Source organism: Brevibacillus sp. FIR094, assembly GCF_050477165.1.
Taxonomy (GTDB): Bacteria; Bacillota; Bacilli; order Brevibacillales; family Brevibacillaceae; genus Brevibacillus.
Window position 1 is genome coordinate 1 of record NZ_JBEAES010000013.1, and the last position, 17082, is coordinate 17082.

Below are 17082 nucleotides of genomic sequence, written 5' to 3' on the forward strand. Positions count from 1 at the left end.
TATTAAAAATGGTCAACCAGTAAAAACTGGCTGACCTCATAATACGAACGGGCAGGATAGATTAATTCATTTCACGAATACCTCATTATGGAAATCGCAGTATGTAAATAAGATGTTAAGTGAAACTCCAGAGAACCAGATTAGGAGATCATCACATGAAGAAGTTGGTAATCACTTTCTTATTAGCCATGATTCCGAGTATAGTTACCATGCTTTTATTAATCGAATACTTCCCTTATACAAAAGTTTGATTTGGATTGTAGTCATACCAATAAGCGTGTTGGCAGCGATTTTTTTGCATCCACAAGAATACTTACCTAGCGTTTTAACGCAACTTCGAGAACTGATATTTTCTCATACTTCTAAATGAATAACTCCGTAAATTCGTGCAGGGTGTCATTCGGTCCCTAGTTCCATCTGAGGCAATTCAAAAAAGCAATGTAGGTGGAAACTAATCGAATCGCAGTAAATCATTAAGCGACGGGTTCGAGCGTTAAAATGAGTCAGTCTAAAACTTTATTATTCAGTTTAGAGCCATGGATTGCTTCTAATGTTGAGTCTAAAACTAATTTTCAAATATCTAGTAAAGCGATCCTGAAATAATGTAACTACATTCCGGTGAAATATGGAATAATCTTCGTAGCCTTTATTGGTCGGAGAGAAACCATGCCATTCCAATCGAAAAAAGAAAAATTACAACTTTCCATTACCGAACGGGATATGCTCCTAAAAATCAGTCGTGCATGTACGGAGGAATACCGCCGGGTGGAGCGAGCCCGCATGCTTCTTCACTATGCCGACGGCCTCAGTATACCGAAAATTGCAGAGATGCTCAGTACTACCGTCCCGAAGGTGAATCGTTGTGTCGATAAAGCACTGGAACTCGGGCCAGAGGCTGCCTTGGGAGAAGAACAACGTTCCGGCAGACCGCCTGTCGTGACGCCCGAAGCCAAAGCATGGGTCATCTCACTTGCCTGTTAGAAACCCAAAGAGTTGGGTTACTCGTATGAAGTTTGGACCCAACGTCTCCTGGCTCAACATGTACGAAATCATGCAGTATCAGCTGGCCATGAGTGCCTTTCTCGTATGTCGCCAAACAGTGTCTACCGGTTGCTGAATGCTCATGACTTGCAACCTCACAAGGTCCGCTATTATTTGGAGCGCCGCGATCCTGAATTTGACACGAAACGTGCTGAAGTGCTGTGCGTGTATCAGCAAGTCGAATACATTTGGGAAAACGAAGAACTAAAGCCGCTATGTGACGTTTATTTGCCTTACGACGAAAAGCCCGGAATTAAGCCATTGGGAATACCGCCGAAGATAAGCCCCCCCGTGCCCGGAGAACACCCGACGATCGGTCGCGACTCCGAATATAAATGGCATGGAACGCTAAGTCTGTTGGCCGGCATTGATCTGGTTACGGGTGAAGTTATCGGTACGGTAGAAGAGCGACACCGTAGCCGTGAATTTGTTGATTTTCTCAAGAAGTTGGACGCCCACTATAGCCCGGAATTGCGCATTCAAATCATTTTGGACAACCATTCTGCCCATATCTCCAAAGAAACGAATGCATACTTGGAGAGTGTGCGGGGTCGCTTTGAATTTGTTTTTACACCAAAGCACGGTTCCTGGTTGAACGTAATTGAAAGCTTCTTTGCCAAAATGACGAAGCAGGTGCTTCTTCAAGAAGTGAATGCCAATCCTGTTCCTTTCCGTTGGAAGTATGGCTTGGAAAGCTGATCGTGAACGTTATTTCAGGATCGTTCTACTAGTATGGTTTCAAGTTCGTTGGAACCGTACGAATAAATTCATGCAAATTTTATCGAGTTCAGCTTATACTGCCTACATCATTCACCCGATCATTGGTGTCAGTTGTACGCTTTTGTTTCATCATATAAACCTTCTTCCAATAATCAAATTGGTTATCGTGGCTCCAATGGCAATTATCATTTGCTTCACAGTTTCTTATTTGATCTGTAACATTCCATACGCAAAAAAGAATTGGTCATTTGTTTATAAAGTACTCCCCTGGAAAGGATGGAGCGACTCCACGGGTTTGACTTTCATGACTCCTGTCGCGCATATGCCATGCAGTTACGTACGTATACTCCACAAGCTCCATTGTCAGGTTTTGTTGATTATTTCTGGTATTTCGAAGGATATAGTCCGCCTCATTCGAAGGAGCTCGCGCTGCCTGATGGTTCGATTGAACTTGTGATCAGCCTGAGTGATGCTAAGATTAATTTGTTTGACAGAGAACATAAGGACCTGATGCGGACATATGGCAGTTCTGTTATTTGCGGTCCGCATTCGGAATTTTTCATTATTGATACTTCCGCAGAGACTACGGTTTTGGGAATACATTTCAAACCGGGGGGTATTGCTCCATTTCTTAACATGCCCGTGAATGAACTACATAATATTCATGTATCCCTGGAGACAATGTGGGGAGTAAGAGTCCAAGAACTACGTGAGGCGCTGTTTGTATCAAAAACGGTGGATGATAAGTTTCGAACACTTGAAGATAGTCTTATCATGCTGGCATCCAGACCTCTGATCCGACATCCTGCAGTAAGCTTCGCACTTAACGAATTTCTGAGTTTGCCGCATACAAGGCCTCTCTCGGATGTGATCGGACAAATCGGTTTAAGCCAACGAAGATTTATCCAAATTTTCAAAGCAGAAGTGGGGTTGACTCCCAAGCTTTTCTGTCGTCTTCGCCGTTTTCAGGAGGTTTTGAACAGAATAGACCACGCAAAGAGCGTCAATTGGTTGGATGTCGCTATCGCTTGCGGTTATTATGATCAGATGCATTTTATAAAAGATTTTCAGGCTTTCAGCAGCCTCAATCCTACTGAATATCTCTTGAGGCAATGCATGCATCAGAATCATGTTGCGCTCCCCAACTAAAGGGTCAAATTTTTACTATACCCTCGTTTTAGGGAAAGATAGAATATTTATATGAGGCGGGCAAACAGATGAATCGCATCTAGCCATACTTGCATATGGCTCATCATATTCCGGGAAAGAGAGAGGTGGATTTAAATGGATAAAGCAACCCCGTTTCTATGGATCAGGAATACTGCGGAAGCGATTGAGTTCTATAAGAAGGCATTCGATGCAGTAGAGAGATATCGCTTGACGGAGCCGGAAGGCAAAGTGGCTCATGCTGAAATTACAATCGGCGGAGCCCTAATACAACTCGCTGGAGAATATCCCGAATACGGCATTTTAGGGCCGGAAACGATTGGAAACACAACGGTTGGTATCCAACTGAATGTCGAAGATGCAGATAAAGTGTTCCATCAGGCGATTGCTGCTGGAGCGACAGTCGTTAATCCAATGGCGGATCAATTCTACGGTGACCGAGCGGGAAGTGTGAAGGATCCGTTCGGACATTATTGGATGATCTCAACCACAATTGAAATTGTAGAACCTGAGGAAATACAGAAGCGATTCCTCGCCTTGTATGTAAATTAAGCACAAAAGGATATCCCGTTAATGCTCATATGAGGCATTTCGGGATATCCTTTTTTTCTACAGTATGCCAATCCTGTTCCTTTCCGTTGGAAGTATGGCTTGGAGAGCTGATCGTGAAGGTTATTTCAGGATCGTTCTACTAGTGATATAGAAGACCGGAACTCCATGTACCATAAGGGGTTCCGGTCTAATACTTTATTTTCACTGAATACTACGTAGCTTTTTTGATAACAACCTACTCTGATTTTATTAGTTGACACCAAAAACAGGAAAGAGTAATATGATACCAATAACTTGATAATAACATTTTGTTAATAACAAAAAGGCAACAACAATTCAGCAGCTAAAAGAGGCGATTGGATGAACGATAAACCAAATGTCAATAAACGAGGTCAAACCGAACAGGAGTACTTGGAGGCTTATGATGTCAGCCAATTCGAGCGACCGTCTGTGACGGTCGATATGCTGGTATTCACCGTGATGGATGAGCTGGAGGAGAATTACCGCAAGCTCTCTCCCAAGTCGTTGAAAATATTGCTCGTGAAGCGTGGGGAGCATCCGTATATCGGTCAATGGGCGTTGCCAGGTGGGTTTGTTACACCTGGGGAGAGTCTCGAGGAGGCAGCCAGACGAGAGCTGCGTACGGAAACAAACGTAGACGACATTTACTTGGAGCAGCTCTACACCTGGGGAGATACGGGCAGAGATCCGCGGACATGGGTCATCAGCACATCGTACATGGCCTTGGTAGATAGCTCGTCTTTACAGCTGCAAGCAGGGGATGATGCAGATGAAGCGGAGTGGTACCGCATCGAGGACAAATGGCTGAAAGAAACGAAGACGTCTACCCCGGACGGTACCATTACTGAAAAATGGCTGGAGCTGCGACTTGTGCACGAGAGCGAAGAGCTGTCTGCCACCATTAAGATCACGAAAACAGTAACGGGTCGCACCGTACGTGAGACCCGCGAAATTGTAGAGACGAACAACATTGCATTTGATCACGCCAAAATCATTCAATACGCACTGGAGCGATTGCGTAACAAGATTGAATACACGGACATTGCCTTTGCCTTAATGCCAGAGCTGTTCACGCTGAGCGATCTGCAACAGGTGTACGAAGTGATTTTGGGACGTGAGCTGTTGGCTGCGGCGTTTCGCAGGAAGGTAGCCGACAAAGTGCTAGAAACGAATCAATATCGAAAACATGCCGGGCACCGCCCATCCAAGTATTTCCGCTTTAATCCGGAATGGATGGATCAGACGTAGCCCCGTACCAGGGAGGAAATCACAATGAATCAGGGACACAATCGAAGTGTTCGCGTACGAATCGCACAAGAGACGCTGCAAATCATAGAGCAAGGCTACTACATGAACAAAGCCGGAGAAAAGAAGAGCATTACGGAGGATCTGGCTGCTGCAATCAGCCAGTCGATCTTGTATCGTCCAAATGATTTGGCAGCAGACACCGTGCAACTGCCATCGCATCAAACAACAGCTGCACAGCTGCGTGCCAAGGTGGAGGTAACCTCGGAATCCAGCCTGGATGCAGCCAAACGCCTCGTCGTTCAAGAGAAACGAGCAGATGCCATATGCTTGAATTTTGCTTCCGCCAAAAATCCGGGCGGAGGATTCCTCGGAGGGAGCCAGGCGCAGGAAGAGAGCTTGGCGCGTTCCTCCGGGCTGTATCCTTGCATCGTGCAAATGCAGGAAATGTACACCTTTCATCGCCAGTTGAAAACCTGCTTTTATTCCGACTACATGATTTATTCACCGCTGGTCCCTGTGCTCCGGGACCAAAGCGACCAGCTTTTGCATGATCCATACCTCTTGTCTTTTGTTACGGCGCCTGCTGTGAATGCGGGGGTTGTTCGTGAGCGAGAGCCTGAAAACATCGCGAAGATTGGCCCTGTCATGAAGGAACGCATCCGAAAAATTTTGCGGGCAGCAGCCATTCACAACCACGGGACGATCATTTTGGGAGCGTACGGCTGCGGAGTATTCCGCAACAAAGCGGAGGACGTAGCAGATTACTTTGCGACTGTTTTGATCGAGGAGCAGCATGCACAGCTTTTTGACCACATCGTTTTTGCCGTCTACGACAATTCTGCGCGCCAGGAAAACCTGCGAGCGTTCAAGGAGAGATTCGCATGAATGCGAAAAGCACCGGCTTTTTAGCAGACTGGAATTGGTTTGAAAAAATATGGCTCATCTCGTTTACACTCGTTACCGTCTATTTGTATTTTGCACTGGATGATACATTAATTGGCTTGATCGCGTCTTTGACAGGGATGCTGAGTGTCGTGCTCGTCGCCAAAGGAAAGACGTGGAGTTACTACCCGGGTATCATCAATGTGGTTTTGTACGCGTTCGTGGCCTATGGGCAAAAGTACTATGGCGAAGTAATGCTGAATCTTCTCTATTTTTTGCCGATGCAATTCATAGGACTCTACCTGTGGCGTAAAAACCGCGTATCTGAAGTCAAACAAAATGACGTCAAGATTACGATTTTGTCCAACCGTGCGCGCATCTGGTGGACGATCTTGAGTATCATCGCAACGATTGCCTACGGGTTTGTATTGAAGCAAATGGGTGGGGCCTTGCCCTTTGTCGATTCCTTGACGGCCGTTCTCTCCGTCATCGCGATGCTCTTTATGGTGAAGCGCTTGGTCGAGCAGTGGGTGGTCTGGATCATCATTGATTTGTTCACGATCTACATGTGGCTGGTAGCGTTTTTGAAGGACGGAAGCGATATCTCGATGCTGGTCATGTGGTCCGCTTATTTGGTGAATGCCATCTACGGATTGATGAACTGGGTTCGGCAATACCGTAAGCAAAGGGAGGAGCAGACATGGGGGGCGTAGGCTTCATTGGCGGCAAATTTTTGCCACTGCATCAAGGACATGTATACGCGATTACACAGGCTGCCTGCCGCTGCGACGAACTGTACGTCGTTCTCTCGCATAGCCCGATTCGTGACCGAAAGCTGTGTGAGGAGGCAGGAATTAAGCCAATTCCCTATGAAGTGCGCTTGAGATGGCTGTCCACGCTGGTCAAGGACATGGAGAATGTTCGAGTGATTGCAGTTGAGGATTGTGCAGATAGTGATGAGAGCTACGATTGGGAGACGGGAGCAGCGGATATCAAGCGCAAGATCGGGAAAAAAATCGATCTGGTTTTCAGCTCCGAGCCCTCCTATGATTCGATTTTTCACCGTTTATACCCGGAGGCAGCGCACATCATTCTCGATGAATCGCGCTGCCAAGTACCAATTTCCGCTACCCGAATCCGCAACGAAGGAGTCTACACCCATTGGCAGCACATTCCTGCTGTTGTTCAACCCTATTTCGTTAAAAAGGTAGTGGTGGTAGGAACAGAGAGCTGCGGGAAATCGACCTTGACCCGTTATCTAGCGAAAATCTACAACACTACGTTTGTCGAGGAGTATGGGCGTACAATCTGCGAAGAGGTCGGGGGGTGCGATACGATTTTGACACCGGAGTATTTTCCGCATATCGCGTACGGCCACAAAATGAAAGAGTACGAAGCGCTCCAGAAAGCCAACAAGCTCTTGTTCATCGATACCGAAGCGATTGTCACCCAGTTTTACTCCGAACTGTACACCGGGCAAACCTTCCCTGTTCTCGACCAGGTTGCCGAAGAGCAAGCATACGATTTGTGGTTGTTCATGGAGCCAGATGTCGCATGGGTGGATGATGGACTGCGTGTGCACGGAGAGGAGCAAGTGCGCCTGCACAATCATGAAAAGCTGCGCCAGATGCTGGATGAGCGGGGAATTACGTACGTGACACTGCGAGGAAATTATGCCGAGAGACTGCAAGGAGCTATGCAGCATGTCGATCAACTGTTGAAGACGACTTCTCAACGAGCTGGAATTGGACTAGACTAAAGTCATAATGATTCTGACAGTAGAAGGGAGCCGTGCTGCATGCAGTCGATCGTACAGCCGCTATCCCCCCTTAGCTTGAAGGAATGGGCAGTCGCCGTCAAAGCACTTGGAGAAGGTGAGCAGATCATCACGATCCGCAAGGGTGGATTATACGAAGAAACACGAGAATTCCGCTTGGAAAACAATCAATTTTATTTGTATCCGACCTATGAGCACCAGAAGCGCGACATGGTAAAGGCAGACTACCAACACCTGTTAGACGCGACCCTCGAAGGCTGGACAATGGACAAGAAGACGGTGACTATCGAATATTTTGCCGAAGTAACTGACGGTGTAGAGCTGATGGACGAAGCCAAGCTGCGTGCGCTTTCGCCCTTCCACATCTGGACGGATAATTTTGCAGATGTGCGTTTGCATTGGAAGAAAAAACATCCACTGCACATTTTGTTCGTGCGAATGTATCGATTAGAGCAGCCGGTAGAAATCCCGATTGACGCTGCTTACCAAGGCTGCAAATCTTGGCATGATCTATTGGTGGACATTCCGCGAGCTGCGTTTACCCCTGTGCTTTCTGACGAGGAGTTCGCAAAGAAAAAAGCTGCGATCATGACCATTCTGCAAAAATAACATTCCATCCCAATCTTGTCTGGAGGGTTCTCATGAAAGCGATCTTGGTAACGGAATTAGGCGGGCCAGAAATGATGAAATATACGGAAGTCGAGATGCCGACCATGTCACCTACACAGGTCCTGATTCGCGTCGAGATGACCAGTGTCAATTTTGCCGATATCAAATCCAGATATGGAAAAAAGGGAGCAGCCAAGCTGCCGTTTATTCCAGGACTCGATGCGACTGGCGTGATCGAACAGGTAGGGACAGAGGTGCAAAGCCTGAAGGTGGGACAACGAGTCATCGCATTTCCAGCCAACGGATCTTACGCCGAGTATATCGTGGCGGATGAGAGCTTGACCTTTGCCCTCCCAGATCAAATCAGCACGGAAACAGCTGCCGCTTGCCCAGTCGTGTCATTTACTTCGTACCAGCTACTGGCGAAGGTTGCCCGCGTTGCCAAAGGGGAAACCGTACTGATTCACGCTGCGGCAGGCGGAATCGGGACGACGGCGATTCAATTAGCCAAGCTGCTCGGAGCAGGACGTGTCATTGGCACAGTTGGTAATGAAGCAAAGGCGGAACTTGTCTCGTCAGCCGGTGCTGACCATGTGATTTGCAATGATCGCGAAGATTTTGTGGAAAAGGTACGTGAGCTGACAGATGGTGCGGGAGCCGACGTCATTTTGGACTCGATTTCCGGAACGGTGAGCGAGCGCAGTCTCGAGTGTCTCGCTTGGTACGGCCGACTCGTCCATTTCGGCAATGCCAGCGGCGAAATCGGCCAGATCAAGACCATCGACCTGCATGCCAGCTGCCGCTCTGTATTAGGCTTCAGCTTTGGTACGACACGTAAGCTGCGCCCACACTTGTTGCAGGATACAGCGAAGCCAGTCTTGGAGTATTTAGCGAATGGCCAGCTCGACATCAAGATCGGTAAGCATTTTGCATTAGAAGAAGCAGCGAGTGCCCATGCGTGGGTCGAGAGCAGGGCGAGCACGGGAAAAGTACTGCTGGATGTGCGTTCGTAATAATGTGGAGCCCTTGCTGACTCACAAGCGGGGGCTTTCTCTTTATCATTTTTGAGAGGTGAATGCTACGCAGTGAAGGGTGAAGATGGTGCAATCAACGGATTTATTTCCTATGTACTCGAAGATCAGGCATGTGAAATCATTTCCCTGGACAGTGTGTTCGAAAACAAAGGAATCGGGACCGCGTTTCTCAATCAAGTAGCGCGGACCGCCAAAGAAAAAGGCTGCCACCGCATGAAGCTCGTCACCACCAACGATAACCTGCACGCCATGGGCTTTTACCAAAAAAGAGGCTATCCTTTTTATTAAAAATCTCTTTTAAAATGCATCGCAGAAGCAATTGCTGTCCGAAAAGCGCAGGTACATGTTTGGAAGGAGACCGCCCGAACATAGTGAGGAAAAAGGCGACTGAAAAACATGTGCCTGCGCTTCCCCCCGACCACCGCGAAATGAAAGCCTCCGGCTTTTTAAAAAGTTTGCCCCCACACAATTGTTGACATTCATAACTGTACGAATTATTATTACAGTACTCTTCGCAAGGAGGCCGTCTGTGACGTGAATAGTGAATTTACCATAGCTGTTCACAGCTTGGCTTTGTTGGCTCATATACCAGAGCATATGGCAAGCAGTGAGCTCATCGCAAAAAATGTATGTACCAATCCTGCCAGAATTCGCAAAATCATGAGCATTCTGCGTAAGAACGGATTTGTGAAGACCAAAGAGGGAATTGGCGGCGGTTATATCCTCGCGTGCGACCCGAATGAGGTCACTTTGGCCGAGATTTATTGCTCGATCTCGAACGGTACGCTGAAACCGCATTGGTGTTCGGGAGATCCGCAAGAAGCGTGTCAGGTTTCTGCGAATATGCACGGAGTTATGGATCAGATTTTTACCGAAGCAGAGATGTACTTTACGAAGTATTTGGAACAAATCACGATCCAGACCGTATTAGATAAAGTCCGTCAAGGATGTCAGGAGAATTCGCAACAGTAACCTTACAAATTTTTAACGTGGAAACTGTAATGATTTCCGTTACAATTAGGAGGTGCACGAGAATGAATCGAGATGAGTTATTGGAAGTCGGAGAATGGGTATTGGGAAAAACCAAATTCGGCGAGTTAGTTCAAGGCTTCGTCGAAACAGATGATTCATTGCGAGGTACCGCGAAAGTTTATGTGGTTCAATGCGACAACGAAGAGACGATCGGCAAGCAGGTGGTGATTCCGAGACAGTGGATGGAACGCATTGCGGTAGGTTCTTTTGATGATGAAGAACACATGCATGATTTGATCGACCTCGCCCTCGCAACCAAAGATAGAGAGTGGTTTATGGACCTGACTGCCAAGGCAAGCACCATGAAACAGGCGTCAGGGAAAGAAGCCCGCAAAACAAGAAGCTCTTCCATTCGCAATCGCTTGGGAACTTCAGCTATTTGGGAGCAATAATTTTTCACTATACAGGAGGAGTACGGAGTATGTCTAACGTGAATCAGAACAGTTGGTTTGAAAAAGGAATGAGCTTTGCCGCGTACAAAGAAAGCATGAACGTCAACAAAGAAGAGCTGTCCCGCGTATACGATCAGCTCACATTTACTAAGGAGGACCTAGCGTTCTTTGGTGATCTCTCCCAGCGCAATTGGAAAGGGATCGTGCTGACCGCAGACTGGTGTGGGGATGCTTCCTTGTGCGTTCCTGTCATTCAGCGAATTGCCGAGGAAAGCAACATCGAATTGCGCTTTCTCATCCGTGACGAAAATCTGGAGTTGATGGATCAATACCTGACCAATGGCACAGCACGTGCGATCCCGATCTTTATTTTCCTCGATCAGGATGGCTACGAGGCAAGAGTTTGGGGCCCGCGCGCTCCAGAAGTACAGGAAATGATTACGACAGCCCGTGCAGGATTGCCGGCTGCAGACGCTCCAGATTTTGAGGAAAAGCAAAAGGAGTTGTACCGCAACTTCAAGCAAAAGATATCTACAGACCCTGCCATTTGGCGTACGGTGATTGAGAGTGTAAAAGCGAAGCTGCAAGGCTAAAGAGAAAAATCTATAGGATAGGAATGGATAAATGAATATGAGTAAACAAGAGAATAGTCAGCGACCGATTCTCTTCCTAATGATCAACATGTTTATTGCGATGCTGGGAATTGGCTTGATTATTCCAATTTTGCCCGAATTTCTTAAAGAGTTCGGCGCGGGTGGCGAGACGGCTGGATACTTGGTGGCGGCCTTTGGTGTGACCCAATTTCTTTTTTCTCCGATTGCGGGGGAATGGTCAGATAAGTACGGTCGAAAAATCATGATTGTATCGGGACTCGTCCTGTTTACGATCTCCAATCTGGTTTTTGCCTTAGCTGAACAGACTTGGGTGCTCTACCTTTCTCGTCTGATCGGCGGAATCGGGGCAGCGGCGATGATTCCGTCCATGCTAGCGTATGTAGCAGACATCACGACAGAGGACAAACGAGGAAAAGGACTAGGGATGCTCGGAGCTGCCATGTCGCTCGGATTTGTTATCGGACCTGGTATTGGCGGATTTTTGGCGGAGCTTGGCTTGCGTATGCCGTTCTACATTTCTGCGGCAGTCGGTGCGGTAGCCACACTCGGTTCCATCTTTTTCTTGTCAGAATCACTTCCGAAGGAAAAGCAGCTCGCGGCACGAAAAGGCAAAGAGAAGCAGGAAAACATCTTCGTACAACTCGGCAAGTCGTTTCAATCGTCGTACTTCATCATGCTGGTGCTGATCTTTACGATGACATTTGGCTTGGCGAACTTTGAAGTCATTTTCCCGCTGTTCGTTGATGCGAAGTTCGCTTATACTCCGCGTGATATTTCCATCATTATCACAGTGGGAGCACTTGCAGGTACGATTGTGCAGGGAGCGCTGATCGGCAAGCTCATTACTCGTTTTGGCGAGAAGAAGCTCATTAACTGGACGTTCTTCATGTCTGCCGTATCGATGGTGCTGATGCTGCTGTCTGGTAACTTCTGGTATATGCTGATTATGACAGTTATCTTCTTTACCCTGACGTCGATTATGCGTCCGGCAATCAACACGCTGATTTCCAAGCGAGCAGGGGACGAACAGGGCTTCGTAGCAGGAATGAACAATGCTTACATGAGTCTGGGAAATATTTTCGGCCCAGCCGTGGCAGGTACGCTGTACGGGGTTCATTTGAATGCACCGTATTTGTTCGGAGCGATTATCCTGATTCTCAGCTTGTTCTTGTCGCAGGTGGAAAGCCGTCGCAGCGTGAAGCGCGTCGCAGTCTAACCCTTGACATTTTTTTGAAACCAGTGTAAAAAGTAAGGTAATAAACAAAACACCAACACCAACAAATTCATTGACGAGAAAGAGTAAGCTAATCCCCTTGTTCCCCAGAGAGTTGGCCCTAGTGCTGAAAGCCAACGTTCAAGACTTAGCGGAAAATCCTCTCCGAGAAGGAAAGCTGAAGCATCTGGAGTAAGCTGACCCGGAATCCCACCGTTACAAGGGACGCGTATGATGGTACGTAGTAGAGGTGCCGGAAAATCATGATTACATGAGCTTTTCGGAACAAGGGTGGTATCGCGAGATCAAATCTCGTCCCTTAGGGGGCGGGATTTTTTTGCGTTCTATGAACCTACACTTCTACGCACACTACAAGAAGAAGGAGTGTACATGATGAGGAAAGTAGACGTAAAAGAAAAAGCAAGAACGCGAGAGTTACGCGTTTTGGATCAGTGGAGGAAAGAGGATACATTCCGCAAGTCGATGGACAATCGGTTGGGAAAGCCTAATTTCGTCTTTTATGAAGGCCCTCCGACCGCCAACGGACAGCCGCATATCGGTCATGTGCTCGGACGGGTCATCAAGGATTTCATTGGACGTTACAAAACGATGTCCGGTTACCGTGTCGTCCGCAAAGCAGGCTGGGATACACACGGTCTTCCGGTAGAGCTTGGGGTGGAGAAGCGACTTGGTATTTCCGGTAAGCAGGAGATCGAAAACTACGGAGTGGCCAAGTTCATCGAGGAGTGCAAAAATAGCGTATTTGAGTACGAAAAACAATGGCGTGAGCTGACGGAAGGGATCGCTTATTGGACAGATATGGAGCATCCATATGTGACGTTGACCAACGATTACATCGAAAGCGTCTGGCACATCCTTTCAGAAATTCATAAAAAAGAACTGCTGTACAAAGGACATCGTGTCAGTCCGTATTGTCCGGATTGCCAGACGACGCTCAGCTCCCATGAAGTGGCGCAAGGCTATGAAGACGTGAAGGACTTGAGTGCGACGGTTAAATTCAAAAGCAAGACAAGCGATGACATCTTTCTCGCGTGGACGACGACACCATGGACACTTCCAGCCAACGTGGCTTTGGCTGTTAACAAAGAGCTCGATTACGTGCGGGTCAAGCACAAGGATGAAGTGTATGTCGTAGCAAAAAATCTCGCGGAGAAAGTGTTCAAAGAAGACTACGAGGTTTTGTCCAACCACAAAGGTACAGAATTCGTCGGTACCCAGTATGAGCCGCCTTTTGGCTATATCAAGGTAAACCATGGGCATATCGTCGTCGATGCGGACTATGTCAGTGATACGAGCGGAACTGGCATCGTGCATACTGCACCAGCGCACGGGGAGGATGATTATCGCACAACCCGTCAGCATGGACTTGATTTCGTGAACGTCGTGAATTTGGCTGGACGATATACCGATCAAATCTCGGATTTCGCGGGCCGCTTCGTAAAGGATTGCGACGTCGATATCGTAAAAGACTTGTCGCATCGCGGACTGCTGTTTTCCAAGGAGCGCTACGAACATAGCTATCCGTTTTGCTGGCGCTGCAAATCGCCGCTGCTCTACTACGCAATGGAGAGCTGGTTCATCAAAACGACAGCGATTAAGGATCAGCTGATCGAAAACAATAGCAAGATCGACTGGTATCCGGGCCACTTGCGCGAAGGTCGCTTTGGGAAATTTCTCGAAGAACTTGTAGACTGGAATATCAGCCGCAATCGGTATTGGGGGACGCCGCTCAATCTATGGCTTTGTCAGGAGTGTGGCTGCGAATATGCGCCAGGCAGTGTAAAAGAGCTGCGCGAGAAATCTGTGGCACCACTCGACGAGAGTCTGGAGCTACACAAGCCGTTTGTGGATGAGGTGAAGCTGCGTTGCTCCTGCGGCGGTACGATGGAGCGAACGCCTGAGGTCATTGATGTGTGGTTCGACAGCGGTTCGATGCCGTTTGCTCAGTACCATCATCCATTCGGCGACGAAAAGGTATTCCAGGAGCAGTATCCTGCGGACATCATTTCGGAAGGAATCGATCAGACACGGGGCTGGTTCTTTAGCTTGTTGGCAGTTTCTACTCTGTATAACGGAAAAGCTCCTTACAAGGCGGTCATCTCTACCGGTCATGTTTTGGATGAACACGGTCAAAAGATGTCCAAAAGCAAAGGAAACGGGATCGATCCGTGGGAGGTTATCGAGGAGTTCGGAGCAGATGCGTTCCGGTGGGCGCTCTTGTCTGACAGTGCGCCGTGGAGTAGCAAGCGGTTCTCCAAGCGGATCGTCGCCGAGGCGAAGTACAAAGTGATCGATACGATCCATAACACGCATGCTTTTTATTCGTTATACGCCTTGATCGATTCGTTCAAACCAGAGGAGTATCTGCCGCAAGCGCCTGTAAACGAATTGGATCGTTGGATACTTTCCCGCTTGAATACCACCTTGCAGCACGTAGTCAAAGGTCTGGAAACCTACGATTTCATGAATCCAGCGGGGCATATCGAAGCATTTGTCGACGAGCTGAGCAACTGGTACATCCGTCGTTCGAGGGATCGTTTCTGGAGTAGTGGGATGACACCTGACAAAGTGTCTGCTTACCAGACGCTACGGGGAGTGCTACTGACGCTGGCGAAGATGATCGCACCATACGCGCCGCTGATTGCTGAAGATATGTATGGCAATCTGGGGGGAGAAGGCAGTGTTCATTTGACAGACTATCCGAAGGTGAACACAGAAGCAATCGACGAAACCCTTGAGCGGGACATGGAAACGGCTCGACACATCGTGGAGCTGGCGCGAAATGTCCGCAACGAAACCGGACTCAAGACCAGACAGCCTCTGTCCGAGCTGATCGTATCGATGGAGCAGCCATTTAATCTCGAGCGTTTTGCTGGCATTATCCAAGACGAGATCAATGTCAAAAACATTCGGGTGGAGCAAAGCGATAGCAGCTTTGTGACGTATCATTTCAAGCTCAACCTGAAGATAGCTGGGAAAAAATACGGCAAGCTCGTTGGGGCAATCCAAGAATTTTTAAAAGCATTGAATGCTGCCGATGCAGAGAAAGCTATGGACAATGGCTACTTGGATGTGGTTGTCGCAGGTGAGAGTGTGCGGCTTACGCTAGATGAGCTGCTCGTGGAAAAGCAAGGAAAGCAAGGCTTCGCTTCTGCATCCGGCTATCAACTCCACGTGGCTTTGAATACAACGCTTACAGAAGAGCTTGAGCAAGAAGGCTTGGTTCGTGAAGTCATCCGTGTCATTCAGGATGCACGCAAAAAGCTGGATTTGCCTATCGATAAGCGTGTCCAGCTCACACTGGATGTGGACGATGAGCTACGAGCAGCTTTGGAGCGATTTGATCATGTTTTGCGTGAGAGTGTACTCGTTTCGGGCGTGTCCTTTGCGAAAGTAGCAGACATGGAGACCGTTTCGTTCGGAGATAAAACATTTAGTTTGCACATTGGGTAACGAAGCAGTTGGATAAATAACAGCTAGGGAACATGGTTGGTACACCGGTTCCCTAGCTGTTTTCTTTTCATGTCGTATTAACGCAGTATCAGTCATGTAATATCTCTGAATCAAACTAAACGACTTCATAATCAACCGCAACTAAAAATCTCTAACCAACGGGGAATCCCAGAATCAGCTGTCAATCTGAGCCATTCAGGAGGAATGTTCAGACAAATGGAGAAAGGGGTAGAGGCACGAAGACGAACATTCACCAGGAAGCGAGGAAATGCAGATGGACCAAGTGAAATGGAACGTTGGGGTTATTGGCGCAGGCGTCATGGGCGAGCGTATGATGAACGCGATCCGTACCCACGAAAAATTTCGAGTAGCCGCAGTAAGTGATGTATCTGCGGAAAGAGCACAGGAGGCCGCGCAAAAGTCCGGCGATGTGCCTTGGTACACAGATTATAAGGAATTATTGAAAAAAGTAGAGCTGGACGTCATCTATTTGGCTGTCCCTCCCAAATTCCATCACGCAATTGCGCTGGATGTACTGGCGCACAAAAAGCATTTGCTCTGCGAAAAGCCGTTGGCCAATTCGTTGACAGAAGCGCAAGAAATGCTGGAAGCAGCAAATGACGCAGGGGTTGTCCATGCGATGAACTTCCCGCTCTACTATCAAGGCGTTTTTCCTGAGCTCTCCCGCAGACTCGAAGAAATCGGAGACATCTGCCGCATCGATATCCTGACGCATTTTCACCAGTGGCCGCGTCCATGGCAGCAAACTCCTTGGCTGGCTGGTCGTGAGCAAGGCGGTTTCATCCGTGAAGTGCTCCCTCATTTCACTCACCTGACTTACGAGCTCTTCGGAGACCTGCATGTAGTCCGGTCAGAGGTAGATTATCCAGCAGATCATGACCTATGCGAGACAGGTGTATCGGCCTTCCTGCGTCTGACAGATGGTACTCCGGTTACGATCAATGGCTTAGCCGGTATCGCGCATGAGGAGCATCTGGATTATCGCGTGTACGGGTCAAAAGGAACGTTGAGTGTCGTGAACTGGAGCAATCTGTTTGTGGGTGGACACGGCGAAACGCTCGTTCCGGCTGAAGTTCCACAGCAAGACCGTCTCTCCCTGCTGTTGGATGAACTGTCCATAGCGATTAAAGGTGGAGATGCCAGACTGGTTACGTTTGAGACAGGCGTGAAAGTACAGCAAGTGCTGGAAGCATTGCTTGGACATGAAAAAGTACACTACATCAAATAGAAATTAGCAGGAAAAGTCCACGAAAAAAGAGCAGGTAGGCAGGGGGATCACATCCTG

17 protein-coding genes and 1 other annotated feature are annotated in these 17082 nt (G+C 48.0%); all 17 genes read left to right on the forward strand.

The window, feature by feature from the left end; genetic code table 11:
- Positions 1-666: 666 nt before the first annotated feature.
- The 17 genes from ACQ5DJ_RS13345 (at position 667) to ACQ5DJ_RS13425 (ending at position 17025) form a co-directional block, all read left to right on the forward strand.
- Positions 667-981 (forward strand): helix-turn-helix domain-containing protein, encoded by a 315-nt coding sequence (locus tag ACQ5DJ_RS13345; RefSeq protein WP_429842896.1) that lies wholly within the window; start codon positions 667-669, stop codon positions 979-981.
- A 12-nt stretch (positions 982-993) separates the two neighbouring features.
- The gene (locus tag ACQ5DJ_RS13350) at positions 994-1740 is read left to right on the forward strand and encodes an IS630 family transposase (RefSeq protein ID WP_429842897.1); all 747 of its coding nucleotides are present in this window, start codon (positions 994-996) and stop codon (positions 1738-1740) included.
- Positions 1741-2037: 297 nt separating this feature from the next.
- Positions 2038-2910, forward strand: coding sequence for an AraC family transcriptional regulator (locus tag ACQ5DJ_RS13355; RefSeq protein WP_429842898.1), 873 nt, complete (start codon positions 2038-2040; stop codon positions 2908-2910).
- Between the two features lie 135 nt (positions 2911-3045).
- A complete protein-coding gene (locus ACQ5DJ_RS13360; protein WP_429842899.1) occupies positions 3046-3480 on the forward strand; it encodes a VOC family protein in 435 nt (144 codons plus the stop codon).
- A gap of 360 nt (positions 3481-3840) precedes the next feature.
- Positions 3841-4749 (forward strand): NUDIX hydrolase, encoded by a 909-nt coding sequence (locus ACQ5DJ_RS13365; RefSeq protein ID WP_429842900.1) that lies wholly within the window; start codon positions 3841-3843, stop codon positions 4747-4749.
- Positions 4750-4773: 24 nt separating this feature from the next.
- The gene (locus tag ACQ5DJ_RS13370; RefSeq protein ID WP_429842901.1) at positions 4774-5634 is read left to right on the forward strand and encodes a TIGR02452 family protein; all 861 of its coding nucleotides are present in this window, start codon (positions 4774-4776) and stop codon (positions 5632-5634) included.
- Positions 5631-6344, forward strand: coding sequence for a nicotinamide riboside transporter PnuC (gene pnuC, locus ACQ5DJ_RS13375; protein WP_429842902.1), 714 nt, complete (start codon positions 5631-5633; stop codon positions 6342-6344). Before ACQ5DJ_RS13370 ends, pnuC begins: the two co-directional genes overlap by 4 nt.
- Entirely contained in the window at positions 6332-7390 is a 1059-nt protein-coding gene (nadR, locus tag ACQ5DJ_RS13380) for a multifunctional transcriptional regulator/nicotinamide-nucleotide adenylyltransferase/ribosylnicotinamide kinase NadR (protein WP_429842903.1), read from the forward strand. The genes pnuC and nadR overlap by 13 nt, the downstream gene beginning before the upstream one ends.
- Positions 7391-7429: 39 nt before the next feature.
- Entirely contained in the window at positions 7430-8017 is a 588-nt protein-coding gene (locus ACQ5DJ_RS13385; RefSeq protein WP_429842904.1) for a DUF1802 family protein, read from the forward strand.
- 32 nt (positions 8018-8049) lie between these two features.
- Positions 8050-9030 carry a quinone oxidoreductase family protein gene (locus ACQ5DJ_RS13390; RefSeq protein WP_429842905.1) on the forward strand — a complete coding sequence of 327 codons (981 nt, stop codon included), beginning with the start codon at positions 8050-8052 and terminating at the stop codon, positions 9028-9030.
- Positions 9031-9102: 72 nt separating this feature from the next.
- Entirely contained in the window at positions 9103-9339 is a 237-nt protein-coding gene (locus ACQ5DJ_RS13395; RefSeq protein WP_429842906.1) for a GNAT family N-acetyltransferase, read from the forward strand.
- A gap of 246 nt (positions 9340-9585) precedes the next feature.
- Positions 9586-10023: an RrF2 family transcriptional regulator gene (locus ACQ5DJ_RS13400; protein WP_069845731.1), complete on the forward strand. Its 438-nt coding sequence runs from the start codon at positions 9586-9588 to the stop codon at positions 10021-10023.
- 62 nt (positions 10024-10085) lie between these two features.
- On the forward strand, positions 10086-10475 hold the full coding sequence (locus ACQ5DJ_RS13405; protein WP_429842907.1) for an IDEAL domain-containing protein: 390 nt from the start codon (positions 10086-10088) through the stop codon (positions 10473-10475).
- A 29-nt stretch (positions 10476-10504) separates the two neighbouring features.
- Positions 10505-11068, forward strand: coding sequence for a thioredoxin family protein (locus tag ACQ5DJ_RS13410; protein ID WP_429842908.1), 564 nt, complete (start codon positions 10505-10507; stop codon positions 11066-11068).
- 31 nt (positions 11069-11099) lie between these two features.
- A complete protein-coding gene (locus ACQ5DJ_RS13415; protein WP_429842909.1) occupies positions 11100-12305 on the forward strand; it encodes an MFS transporter in 1206 nt (401 codons plus the stop codon).
- A gap of 61 nt (positions 12306-12366) precedes the next feature.
- Positions 12367-12625: a binding site (T-box leader), on the forward strand.
- A 70-nt stretch (positions 12626-12695) separates the two neighbouring features.
- Entirely contained in the window at positions 12696-15776 is a 3081-nt protein-coding gene (gene ileS / locus ACQ5DJ_RS13420; RefSeq protein WP_429843024.1) for an isoleucine--tRNA ligase, read from the forward strand.
- Positions 15777-16050: 274 nt separating this feature from the next.
- Positions 16051-17025: a Gfo/Idh/MocA family protein gene (locus tag ACQ5DJ_RS13425; protein WP_429843025.1), complete on the forward strand. Its 975-nt coding sequence runs from the start codon at positions 16051-16053 to the stop codon at positions 17023-17025.
- Positions 17026-17082: the final 57 nt, after the last annotated feature.

Coding starts and splice junctions, on each gene's coding strand:
- ileS (WP_429843024.1), top strand. CDS start 12,696: ATGAGGAAAGTAGACGTAAAAGAAAAAGCAAGAACGCGAGAGTTACGC.
- ACQ5DJ_RS13415 (WP_429842909.1), top strand. CDS start 11,100: ATGAATATGAGTAAACAAGAGAATAGTCAGCGACCGATTCTCTTCCTA.
- ACQ5DJ_RS13425 (WP_429843025.1), top strand. CDS start 16,051: ATGGACCAAGTGAAATGGAACGTTGGGGTTATTGGCGCAGGCGTCATG.
- ACQ5DJ_RS13405 (WP_429842907.1), top strand. CDS start 10,086: ATGAATCGAGATGAGTTATTGGAAGTCGGAGAATGGGTATTGGGAAAA.
- ACQ5DJ_RS13360 (WP_429842899.1), top strand. CDS start 3,046: ATGGATAAAGCAACCCCGTTTCTATGGATCAGGAATACTGCGGAAGCG.
- ACQ5DJ_RS13385 (WP_429842904.1), top strand. CDS start 7,430: ATGCAGTCGATCGTACAGCCGCTATCCCCCCTTAGCTTGAAGGAATGG.
- ACQ5DJ_RS13390 (WP_429842905.1), top strand. CDS start 8,050: ATGAAAGCGATCTTGGTAACGGAATTAGGCGGGCCAGAAATGATGAAA.
- ACQ5DJ_RS13410 (WP_429842908.1), top strand. CDS start 10,505: ATGTCTAACGTGAATCAGAACAGTTGGTTTGAAAAAGGAATGAGCTTT.
- ACQ5DJ_RS13365 (WP_429842900.1), top strand. CDS start 3,841: ATGAACGATAAACCAAATGTCAATAAACGAGGTCAAACCGAACAGGAG.
- pnuC (WP_429842902.1), top strand. CDS start 5,631: ATGAATGCGAAAAGCACCGGCTTTTTAGCAGACTGGAATTGGTTTGAA.
- ACQ5DJ_RS13370 (WP_429842901.1), top strand. CDS start 4,774: ATGAATCAGGGACACAATCGAAGTGTTCGCGTACGAATCGCACAAGAG.
- ACQ5DJ_RS13345 (WP_429842896.1), top strand. CDS start 667: ATGCCATTCCAATCGAAAAAAGAAAAATTACAACTTTCCATTACCGAA.
- ACQ5DJ_RS13355 (WP_429842898.1), top strand. CDS start 2,038: ATGGAGCGACTCCACGGGTTTGACTTTCATGACTCCTGTCGCGCATAT.
- nadR (WP_429842903.1), top strand. CDS start 6,332: ATGGGGGGCGTAGGCTTCATTGGCGGCAAATTTTTGCCACTGCATCAA.